Origin of the sequence: Paracoccus sp. Z118, from assembly GCF_019061185.1 — a bacterium.
GTDB lineage: Bacteria > Pseudomonadota > Alphaproteobacteria > Rhodobacterales > Rhodobacteraceae > Paracoccus.
Genome location: NZ_JAHQZU010000144.1, coordinates 1 through 378 on the forward strand (window position 1 = coordinate 1; position 378 = coordinate 378).

General features: G+C 68.8%; 1 protein-coding gene. It reads left to right on the forward strand.

Going from position 1 to position 378, the window contains the following annotated elements; translation table 11 throughout:
* Positions 1-378: FAD-binding oxidoreductase (locus tag KTN05_RS17920; protein WP_254368355.1), on the forward strand; the 378-nt coding region annotated here is incomplete at both ends.

Here is a 378-nt window from a genome sequence, read left to right on the forward strand (position 1 = left end):
GCGCGCTGGCAGGCGGGCGATCTGCTGGGCATCATGCCCGAAGGCTCGTCCGTGCCGCGCTTCTATTCGCTCGCCTCAGGCTCGCGCGACGGTTTCATCGAGATCGTGGTTCGCAAACAGCCGGGTGGCCTCTGCTCGGGGCAGCTTGCGGAACTGCAGCCGGGCGGAACCGTGCAGGGCTTCCTGCGCCGCAATCCGGGATTCCGCACGGGCGGGGGTCGCAGGCCGCTGATCCTGATCGGCGCGGGCACCGGGATCGGGCCGCTTGCGGGCTTCATCCGCGCCAATGCGCGCCGCCGTCCGGTGTATCTGTTCTTCGGGATGCGTCATGCGGACAGCGACTTCCTCTATTGCGAGGAACTGGCGGACTGGCAGGGG